Here is a 10,852-nt window from a genome sequence, read left to right on the forward strand (position 1 = left end):
GTATCACGTTATGGGAGGAATTTTTATGTCAAGATTTAAAGAAAAGTATTTTACAATGAATGAACAAGATGCAGCTGAATATGCTCTTATAGAATTAGACTTCTTTAAGCCTGGCAGTAAACTTATATGTAAGGAAATAGGAGATGGAAATCTCAATTATGTGTTCAGAATAATAGATGAAAAATCTGGTGAGTCAATAATAATAAAACAGGCGGGCCCAGTAGCAAGAATATCTGATGAATTCAAGGTCTCTATAGACAGAAACAGAATTGAAAGTGATATATTGAAACTTCAGTATGAATTAACTGACGGACTTGTACCTAAGGTATATAAATATGATCCTATAATGAACTGCTGTGCCATGGAAGATCTTACAGGCCATGAAATAATGAGAACAGCATTATTACAGCATAAAATATTTCCTGATTTTGCGGATGACATATCTACATTCATGGCAAATACTTTATTTCTAACCTCGGATGTAGCTATGAATCATAAAGATAAAAAGGCATTAGTGAAGAATTTTATAAATCCGGATTTATGCGAGATAACGGAGGATTTAGTATATACTGAACCATTTTATGATTGCAGCAGGAACGATATGCTTCAAGAAACTAAGGATTTTGTAAGTAAATATTTCTGGCAGGATAGACAGTTACTTTTAGAAACGACAAAGTTAAAGTTTGAATTTATGACTAATGGACAATCTTTATTGCATGGGGATCTCCATACCGGTTCCATATTTGTAAAAGAAGGTTCTACAAAAATAATTGATCCAGAGTTTGCTTTTTACGGACCCGCAGGCTATGACGTGGGAAATATATTAGCGAATCTGGTATTCGCCTATGAAAATGCTGAAGCTGTTATGGATGACGGAAAGGAAAAGGAAGTATATAAGGCTTGGATAAGTAAGATGATAGAAGATATAGTAGAACTTTTCAAGCAGAAATTCAGTCAGCTTTGGAAAGAAAAATCACAGGAAAAAACGGCTAATTATGAAGGTTTTAAGGAGTACTATATAGGCAAAATTATTTCAGATGCTGCAGCGGTGACAGGCTGTGAACTTTCAAGGAGAATTATAGGACTAGCTCATGTTAATGATATCATTTCTATAGAAAATATAGAAAAGAGAGTAAAAGCAGAGAAAGTATGTCTCGTTTTAGCAAAGAGCTTAATCTTAAAAAGAGAAAGTATCAGTAATGGGAAGCAGTTCATTAACGAGCTTGAGGGTGCTGTAGAAAAGATAGATAATCAATCTGTTTAAAGGAGTGGTAGAATTGGCTAAAAATTTGCCTTTACAAGAAATTACTGCAGTACAGTCTGTAATCCTTGAGGATGATAAAGATTTATTGCTCATATTAGACCAGACACTTTTGCCTAATGAAAAAAAATATCTTGAACTTCGTAAAGCAGAGGATGTGTGGGATGCTATATATCATCTTAAAGTGAGAGGAGCACCTGCTATAGGCATTGCGGCAGCTTATGGAATATACATTGAAGCAAAGAAGAGTGGAACGGAGGAATATGAGGAGTTTTGTAAAGATTTTAAAAAGATAAAGAATTATCTTGCAAGCTCAAGACCTACTGCGGTTAATTTATTCTGGGCATTGGATAGAATGGAGCAAGTTATATTTAAGCATAAGGAAAGCAGCATAGAACTCATAATAAAGGCTTTAAAACAGGAAGCAGATAATATAAAGCAGGAAGATGAGAAAGTATGTGAAAGCATAGGTGAGTACGTGTTGACATTACTGAAACCTGAGTGGGGACTTCTTACTCACTGTAATGCTGGAACAATAGCTACAGCTAGATATGGCACTGCATTAGCTCCTATATATATTGGAAATAGCAGAGGATATAATTTCAAGGTATATGCTGATGAAACTAGACCGTTGCTTCAAGGAGCTAGACTTACTGCTTGGGAGCTTCAGGAGGCAGGTATAGATGTGACGCTTATATGTGATAATATGGCGTCTATAGTTATGAAGGAAGGAAAGATACAAGCTGTTTTGGTTGGCTGTGATAGAGTAGCTGCAAACGGTGATGCGGCAAACAAGATAGGTACATCAGGAGTAGCAATTCTTGCAAAGCATTATAATATACCTTTTTATGTGTGTGCTCCAACATCTACTATCGATATGAATACAAAAAATGGTGATGATATAAAAATAGAACAGCGTGCTGGAGAAGAAATAACGGAAAAATGGTATGAAAAGCCTATGGCTCCTAAAAGTGTGAAAGTATATAATCCGTGTTTTGATGTGACTGATAACAAGCTAATTACAGCTATTATTACAGAAAAAGGAATTTTGTATCCTCCTTTTGATAAGAGTTTAACTGAATTATACAGTAACAAATAACGTGAAAGGGATGATAGTATGGGAAGTAATGAATTAGAGGAAAAAATATATAAGATAGCGGCAGGAATAAGAAGAAGAGTGCTTGAGCATACAATAAAAAATAACGGAGGGTACCTAAGCCAGGCGTGTTCTTCAGCAGAAATATTTTCTGCATTGTATCTTAGTATATTAAATATAGAAAGATTAAAAAAACCGATAGCTCCAGGAAAGTTTAAAGGAGTACCAAGCAATGATAATCCTAATTCTACTACAGGAGCTGAATTCAATGGAAAAAAGAGTAAGGTATACGACAGATTCATATTGTCCCCTGCTCAGTATGCGCTAGTTCAGTATGCAGCACTAATAGAGGTTGGCAGAATGACGGAAAATGGGCTTGATGACTTTAACAAAGATGGAAGTTCAGTTGAGATGATAGGAGCAGAACATTCACCGGGAATGGAAGTTACCACAGGATCATTGGGACAGGGTATAAGTCAAGCGGCAGGTATAGCTATGGCAAGAAAACTAAAGAAGGAGACTGGAAGAGTAGTGCTGTTCTTATCTGATGGAGAATGTCAATCAGGACAGTTTTGGGAAGCCGTTCAGGCAATGGCGTTCCATAAACTTGATAATATGATTGCGTATGTTGATGTAAATGGATACCAATGTGATGGAAAGATGACTACTGTAATGAACTTAGAGCCTTTTGATAAAAGACTTGAGGCTTTTGGCGCAAGAGTATTTAGAGTAGATGGGCATAATGTTGCAGCGTTAGTAGCTTTATCTACATTAAAGCCTGATGGAAGACCTACATTTATATTATGTGATACTGATCCTGCCAGGGGAATAGATGTAATAAAAGATAGATATCCGAAATTTCACTATGTAAGGTTTACTAATGAACAGGAAAAAGAAAAGTATAAGCAGCAATATGAAGCTTTAATCAAGGCTTAGGGGGTCGGAAATATGGAAATACAATCAAAAGTTCATGCTAAGAATTTAGTTAAATGGGCCAAGAGAAAATCAAAAGTTGTAGTGCTTTCGGCAGACTTAACAGGCTCTTCAGAGGCAGATTTGTTTAGGGACACATATCCTGATAGGTTTTTTTCTATGGGTATAGCAGAACAGAACATGATGAGCTTTGCAGGCGGACTTGCAAGAGAAGGCTTTATACCTTTTGTTCATACTTTTGCAGTTTTTATTTATAGAAGGGCTTATGATCAGATAGCTATGTCTATAGCTTACCCTAATTTGCCGGTAAGAATGTTCGGGTTTCTTCCAGGAATAATGACACCTGGAGGGGCTACTCATCAAGCTATAGAGGATATATCAGTTATGCGCTCATTACCTAATATGACTATTCTAGAATGTGGAGATGCTACAGATGTAGAGTCAGTTTTAGATGTAGCTAATAATATTAAGGGACCAGTATATATAAGGATGCTTAGGGGTGAAATTCCAAGGCTTTTCAGCAAAGACGAGCCTATGGAATTCGGTAAAGCAAGAGTTATCAGCGAAGGTAATGATATTGCTATACTATCTAGTGGAATATGTACTGAAGAGGTTATGAGAGCCTCTGGTGTTTTGAAAGAAAGAGGTCTTTCTATACAGCATATGCATATTTCAACCTTGAAACCTTTCAATGATGAATCGGTAATTGAAGCTATAAAGAAAGCGAAATACGGCGTAATAACTATGGAAAATCACTCCATAATAGGTGGACTAGGGACTATAATAGCTGAAAAGATGGCGGAAGAGGGACTAGGAAAGAAACTTACCAGAATAGGAATAAAGGATACTTTCGTACATGGAGCCAGCAAGCAGTATTTAATGAAAGAATACGGTCTTGATGCTATGGCTTTAGTTAAGGAAATAGAAAAGATAACAGGAAATAAATATGATATACAGGAACAAGAATTGAAAGAGGCTTTTGTAGCTGCAGTTCATAGTAAAGCAAAAGCAGAAGCTCTTTAGGAAAGTGAGGAACTTTATATGTTTTTTTCGGGCCAAACAAAATTAAAACTTCCTGTCCAAAGATTTTCTGTGGATTATAAAATAATAGGAAACAACAAAGAAGAAGCTTATGCTAAGGCAAAGGATATATGTGTTGAACAAACAGCTGAGTTTCCGGAAGAACTTGTTCCACAGGGAGTTATAAGCGATAACATTTTAGGCCGAATAGAGAATTTCAGAAATATAAATGATAACACATTTGTTGCTCGGATAAGCTATGCTGTAGACTCGGCAGCTGGTGAACTTACTCAGCTTTTAAACGTGATATTTGGGAACATAAGTATAAAACCAGGGATAAGGGTTGAAAATATAAATATTACACCGGAATTAGCAGAAAAATTTAAGGGACCTCGTTTTGGTACAAACGGCTTAAGAGGAATATTAGACGTAAAAGACAGACCGCTTCTATTCACTGCATTAAAACCAATGGGGGTTCCAGCAAAGGAACTTGCAGAGATAGCATATAAATTTGCTATTGGGGGAATTGACATAATAAAAGATGATCATGGATTATCAAATCAGCCTTTCTGTGATTTTGAAGAGAGAGTGAAGTTATGCGCAGCTGCCGTAGAGAAAGCTAATAGAGAAACTGGAAATAAGAGCATATATATGCCTAATATTACAGGCCCTCACAGTGAGATTGTTTCAAGAGCTAAAAAGGCGAAAGAACTTGGAGCTGGTGGACTTCTTATATCACCTGGACTAACAGGGTTTGATGTGATACGTGAAATAGCAGATAATGACGATATAAATCTGCCTATAATGGGTCATCCAGCATTTTTGGGAAGCTATGTTTTTGGTGAAAATGGAATATCACACAAAGCGTTATTTGGACAGATAATGAGATTAGCTGGGGCAGATGGAACCATATATCCTAACTTCGGGGGAAGGTTCTCTTTTACGGTGCAGGAGTGTGAAAGTATAGTTGAAGGAGCCACAGAGTACATGGAAGGTTTAAAGCCAATATTTCCATGCCCTGCAGGAGGAATGACGCTAGAAAGCATCCCTCAGTCACTTAAGGTTTACGGAAAAAATGTGGTGTTTCTCGTAGGCGGAGGTTTATTTAAACATGGTGATGATCTAATTGAAAGTAGTAGATACTTCAGAAAGATAATTGAATAATACCCAAAGTATAGGGTTACAATGATTATAAAGTATGGTAAAATCTATTTAGATAATTATATGGATAGATAAGAGCTATATTAATTACAAACAAATTAATTAGGAATGTCCAATGAGGAATTAGGAATAAAGATCAAAAATATAAGCATAATTTATTTTGAATAAAGCATTATATCAATAATTCCTCATTCCTCATTTTTAATTCTCGATTAATTTAGTTCGCAATTTATATAAGTTTTATAACAGTAACAGGAGGGTATTATATAAAATGATTAGAATGGTATTCAATGAGGATGAACAAGGAAGTATCAGTACTGGAAGTATTATAAAAGAAGAAACATATAAGATATTACAATCACAGATAGTTTATGATTCAGAACAGGATAGTTACATAACTTTAGCAACATGCACAACAGAAGAAGATAAAGTTGAAACTGTAAATATTGATGGGTTTAGCATAGATAGAACAGTTTTGGAATTGAAGGGTGCATATATAGATGTAAAAGTTACTGAGGAAGATGGCGAGGAATATTATTCCGGAAGAATTTACAACTGTTAATATCTTTGTTCATTAAGGTATATGTTATTGACAGTGGTACGTACATTTAGTAATATTAATTTAGATGTACGTACAATTAATATTTCAACAATTTCGTGGGGGAAATTTTAATGACCAACTTAAGTAGTGATTTACCTAAATATGCTGCATTAAAAGAATATATAAAGGAACAGATTAAAACTGAAGCTATAAAGTATGGAGATAAAATGCCATCTGAGAATGAATTAGCTGGCAGATTTAATCTTAGCAGGCATACTGTAAGGCAGGCCCTTGCGCAATTAGTGAACGAGGGCTGGATATTTAAGGAGCAAGGTAAAGGTACTTTCTGTAGTTTTAGACCAAAGGGCGATAGCAAAAACACTGTGGCAGTACTTACTACTTACATATCGGATTATATATTTCCGAAAATAATATCAGGAATTGAAGAAGTATTAAGCAGTGAAGGATATAATATGCTTTTAGCCAATACCAATAATGATAAAGCGAAAGAGGCTAGACATATAGAAAATCTTTCAAGGCAGAAAATAGATGGAATAATAATTGAACCTACAAAAAGTGCAGATGAAAATGTCAATCAAGAACTTTTAAACAGGCTTAAACTAAATAACATAAAGATAGTATATTTAAATTCATATTATGATGACATGGATAGTGCTTATGTAATAATGGATGATCTTAGAGGCGGGTATATAGCTACAAAATATCTTATAGACATAGGACATAGAAAGATTGCCGGTATGTTTAAAATGGATGATAAACAGGGAATATCAAGATATAATGGATATCTTGAAGCTTTGAAGAATAATAATATAGAAGTAAATGACGACTTTATATGTAAGTATAATACAAACAATAAAAAAACATATACTAAAAATTATATAAAGAATCTTATACGGAAAGATAAACTTCCAACAGCTATTGTTTGTTATAATGATGAGATAGCGTTAAGAATAATAGATACCTTGTCAGAATATAGTATAAGAGTACCGGAAGACGTATCAGTAGTAGGATATGATGATTCTAGTCTGTCTTTAGCTTCTCAAATAAAACTTACAACAATAAAGCATCCTAAAAAAGAAATGGGAAGACAAGCTGCAAGATTTATAATAGATATGATTGATGGTAAAGAAGACAAACCTTCAATTATATATGAGCCAGAACTTGTGGTTAGGAACTCTTGTAGAAGCATAAACTCCAATAAAGTGTAATTAGCACTAGCAGGAGTTAAACTAACTTGTACGTACAAAATTCATACAAGTTTTATATAAATATGATTTTATTAGGAGGAATGCTATGGAAAATATAGTATAAGAGTTAATAGATGTGTTTTTAATGTTGCTGTAAGGGTTGTTGAGGACTTTGAGTTAATCAAACCAATATCCAATAATATAGAAACATATAAGAGAACTAATTATTATCTTAGTATAGGAGACAATAATGCAGTGAGGGTTGAAAAGAAATAAAAGATATAGCAAAATAAAGATTGAATGATAATACTAAGTTTGGTAAACTTAAGGTGGTAGTAAATAAATATTTTGTTACCCACCTTAAATTTTATGGAGGGTGAGCATATGTTAGAAAAGCTTAAAGAAGAAGTATTTAAAGCTAATATGGAATTACCTAAAAGAGGACTTGTCCTATATACATGGGGAAATGTTAGCGGTATAGATAGGGAAAAAGGATTAGTAGTAATAAAACCTAGTGGTGTTGAATATGATGAACTTAAAGCTGAAGATATGGTAGTTGTTGATCTTGATGGTAAGGTGGTAGAAGGAAACTTGAGACCTTCATCAGATACAGATACTCATATAGAGTTATATAAAGCTTTTAAAGATATAGGGGGAGTAGTTCATACACATTCAGAATGGGCTACAATATTCGCTCAAGCTGGTAAAGGCGTACCTGCATTTGGAACTACACATGGTGATTATTTCTATGGAGAAATACCATGTACTAGAGCAATGACCGCGGAAGAAATAAAGGGTCGATATGAGAAAGAAACTGGTAAGGTAATTGTAGAGACCTTTAAGGATTTAAATCCGATAGAAATATCGGCGGTGCTCGTAAAGCAGCATGGACCATTCACTTGGGGAAAAGATCCTGCCGAAGCTGTATATCATTCAGTAGTACTTGAACAGGTTGCTAAAATGGCATATTACACAATGTCTTTGAAAAAGAATTCAGATCCTATGGATCAGAATCTTTTAGATAAACACTTTTTGAGGAAACATGGTGCTAATGCGTACTATGGACAATCAAAGTAAAATTGGAGGGATACTATAATGAAAATATTCATCGATACTGCAAATATTGACGAGATCAAGAAAGCACATGAAATGGGAGTAATATGTGGTGTTACAACAAATCCATCACTTATAGCGAAAGAAGGAAGAGATTTTGTTCAAGTAGTAAAAGAAATCTCTCAGATTGTAGACGGGCCAATTTCAGCAGAGGTAATCAGTCCTGATGCAGAGAACATGATAAAGGAAGCTAGAGAACTTTCTAAAATACACAAAAATATAGTAATTAAGATTCCTATGACACAAGAAGGACTTAAAGCAGTAAGCAAACTTTCAAAAGAAGGAATAAAAACAAATGTAACATTAATATTTTCAGCTACACAAGCACTTTTAGCAGCTAGAGCCGGTGCTACTTATGTAAGCCCATTTGTTGGTAGATTAGACGATATAGGTCAAAACGGCATTGAACTTATAGAAGACATAGTTCAAATATTTGATGTACATGGAATAGAGACAGAAATAATAACAGCAAGCGTAAGAAATCCAATACATGTAATCGAAGCTGCGAAAGCAGGAGCACATATTGCTACAATACCTTATAAAGTTATAGTTCAAATGACAAAACATCCTCTTACAGATGCAGGCATAGAGAAATTCATGGCTGATTGGAATTCCATGAAAACTAAATAAGACTAAGAGAATTCAGCCTCAATGTTAGGCTGAATTTTTTTACTCGTTAGGAATTTATGTATTTTGCCAATTGTGGATAACTTTTCATTAGAATCAGGCTGTACCCCTAAAGAGTAAGAAAGATGGGCATTAAATAAAAAAACGATACAGCGTGGTTTACGAAGAAGTTAAAAAGAAACAGTAATATAATTTGAAATTAGTGAACTAAGATAGAAAGGTAATAGCATTAATAAAATAAAAGTATTATGTAAAAATTAAGAGTTAGGGCATTAAAAATGGTTACACCCGACGAGGCATTGGAGCGAGTTTAGCAATTACTCCTTGGCTTTACAGGATTTTCGATTAGATTCCGACGTCAGAGCGTAAGCGTCCTCGTAAGGAATCCGAAAATCCGTATAAAAGCAAGGGTGTAATTGCTTAACGCAGCTGAACTAGCCGACATAGGGTGTAACCATTTTTTATATGCTTAAACAGGAGATAAGAATTCATAATGTTTTGTGAAAGGAAGCATGAAGCACAAATAGAAAACACAAAAATAGGAAATAATATATTTGATTATTTAAATTAAAGTGTAATGCTTCAAAAGATTTATTTAAGGAAAAAGTGGTACATTTATTTCAATATATAGATCTCTTGAGTAGGAATCAGATTATATCGCAGAGGTTTTTGTAAATAAGGAGTTGTTTATGGTAGATAAGATAAAAGTGGAAATATTCGGAGATAAAGATAAAGTAGAGACACAGGGCTGCTCAATGAAAGGTAATGGTTGTTCGGGATGTAGCGGAGGATGTGGGGGCAGTTGTTCAGGGTGCGGTTCTTCTAAAAATAATGGTACGGATAGAATATTAAAAGAAAGATGCGAAGAGGTTTTTAATTATGTACGTAGTAGTGATGTTGGTGATAATGTAGATTTGGTATTTTATGATATAAATAATATCAATGTATTAGACTATGATGATATAAGGGTGCTATTAGAAAGAGGTTTCGAGCCTCCATTCACAGTTATAGATGGGATAGTTAGGTATTATGGAGGTATTTCAACTCAACTTATATATAAGGATATAAAAGAATTACTTGATAGTAACAAATAATATGTAGTTGAATATAATGCAAAATGAAGGGATACAAGTTAATGTTTCTAATACTATATTCTTCATTAATATAATATGCGTAAATATAGTATTAATATTATAAACAGCGCCATGTGTATCAGTGTGCGAAATATGAAGAAAAAGCTAGAAAAAATTAATAATATATGCATAAACCTATTTAATCTGCTGTGTACAAATATAGTTTTACTCTTAATATGATATTATATAAAAGCTGTCAACAAACGAAATATAAATCACGGTTTATTTAGAAGAATAAACTTTGAAGTATTTAAAAATATTTTTAAAATATTTTAAAAATATGTTGACATCAAGTAATCAACGTGTTAATATATAAAAGCTGCATGACGAGAGGCAAACAAATTAACTAAGGAAAGCAGCAAGTGAGTTATAAAAATGTGATTAAAGTTTAGAATTCACTTGAATCGAATTAGAAACAAGCAGGACAAGGAAACAAGGAGTGAGGAGCGGAGTTTGCTGATGCAAATGAGCACCGTAGCGACGAAGTTGACGCAGTAATGCAAAGTTTATAATTTGATGAACATGGTCTTTGAAAATTGAACAGAGAAAAAGGTAAAATAAACCGGCAATTCTGAGAGATCTCGAAAGAGATACTTGAGATGAAGTAAGTAAGAGCAAGACAAACTTTTAAATTGAGAGTTTGATCCTGGCTCAGGACGAACGCTGGCGGCGTGCCTAACACATGCAAGTCGAGCGAGAGACTTCGGTCTCTAGCGGCGGACGGGTGAGTAACACGTGGGTAACCTGCCTCATAGAGGG

The 10,852-nt window shown here is 34.3% G+C and carries 10 protein-coding genes and 1 rRNA gene; all 11 read left to right on the top strand.

What is annotated here, in order from left to right; translation table 11 throughout:
* The first annotated feature begins 25 nt into the window (after window positions 1–25).
* Window positions 26–1,264: an S-methyl-5-thioribose kinase gene (mtnK, locus tag CLORY_RS02775; protein ID WP_079421988.1), complete on the top strand. Its 1,239-nt coding sequence runs from the start codon at window positions 26–28 to the stop codon at window positions 1,262–1,264.
* 40 nt (window positions 1,265–1,304) lie between these two features.
* Window positions 1,305–2,360, top strand: coding sequence for an S-methyl-5-thioribose-1-phosphate isomerase (gene mtnA / locus CLORY_RS02780; protein WP_423236513.1), 1,056 nt, complete (start codon window positions 1,305–1,307; stop codon window positions 2,358–2,360).
* Between the two features lie 18 nt (window positions 2,361–2,378).
* The gene (locus tag CLORY_RS02785; RefSeq protein WP_079421990.1) at window positions 2,379–3,293 is read left to right on the top strand and encodes a transketolase; all 915 of its coding nucleotides are present in this window, start codon (window positions 2,379–2,381) and stop codon (window positions 3,291–3,293) included.
* A gap of 12 nt (window positions 3,294–3,305) precedes the next feature.
* Window positions 3,306–4,313, top strand: coding sequence for a transketolase family protein (locus CLORY_RS02790; protein WP_079421991.1), 1,008 nt, complete (start codon window positions 3,306–3,308; stop codon window positions 4,311–4,313).
* An 18-nt stretch (window positions 4,314–4,331) separates the two neighbouring features.
* A complete protein-coding gene (locus tag CLORY_RS02795) occupies window positions 4,332–5,474 on the top strand; it encodes a RuBisCO large subunit C-terminal-like domain-containing protein (RefSeq protein WP_079421992.1) in 1,143 nt (380 codons plus the stop codon).
* Window positions 5,475–5,742: 268 nt separating this feature from the next.
* Window positions 5,743–6,033 carry a hypothetical protein gene (locus tag CLORY_RS02800; RefSeq protein WP_079421993.1) on the top strand — a complete coding sequence of 97 codons (291 nt, stop codon included), beginning with the start codon at window positions 5,743–5,745 and terminating at the stop codon, window positions 6,031–6,033.
* A 110-nt stretch (window positions 6,034–6,143) separates the two neighbouring features.
* Entirely contained in the window at window positions 6,144–7,241 is a 1,098-nt protein-coding gene (locus CLORY_RS02805) for a GntR family transcriptional regulator (RefSeq protein ID WP_079421994.1), read from the top strand.
* A 363-nt stretch (window positions 7,242–7,604) separates the two neighbouring features.
* A complete protein-coding gene (araD, locus tag CLORY_RS02810; protein ID WP_079421995.1) occupies window positions 7,605–8,297 on the top strand; it encodes an L-ribulose-5-phosphate 4-epimerase in 693 nt (230 codons plus the stop codon).
* A gap of 18 nt (window positions 8,298–8,315) precedes the next feature.
* The gene (fsa, locus tag CLORY_RS02815) at window positions 8,316–8,963 is read left to right on the top strand and encodes a fructose-6-phosphate aldolase (protein WP_079421996.1); all 648 of its coding nucleotides are present in this window, start codon (window positions 8,316–8,318) and stop codon (window positions 8,961–8,963) included.
* A 686-nt stretch (window positions 8,964–9,649) separates the two neighbouring features.
* Window positions 9,650–10,054 carry a hypothetical protein gene (locus CLORY_RS02820; protein WP_079421997.1) on the top strand — a complete coding sequence of 135 codons (405 nt, stop codon included), beginning with the start codon at window positions 9,650–9,652 and terminating at the stop codon, window positions 10,052–10,054.
* A gap of 667 nt (window positions 10,055–10,721) precedes the next feature.
* Window positions 10,722–10,852 (top strand): 16S ribosomal RNA (locus CLORY_RS02825); the annotation flags it as partial.

Source organism: Clostridium oryzae (genome assembly GCF_002029235.1).
Lineage (GTDB): Bacteria > Bacillota > Clostridia > Clostridiales > Clostridiaceae > Clostridium_AE > Clostridium_AE oryzae.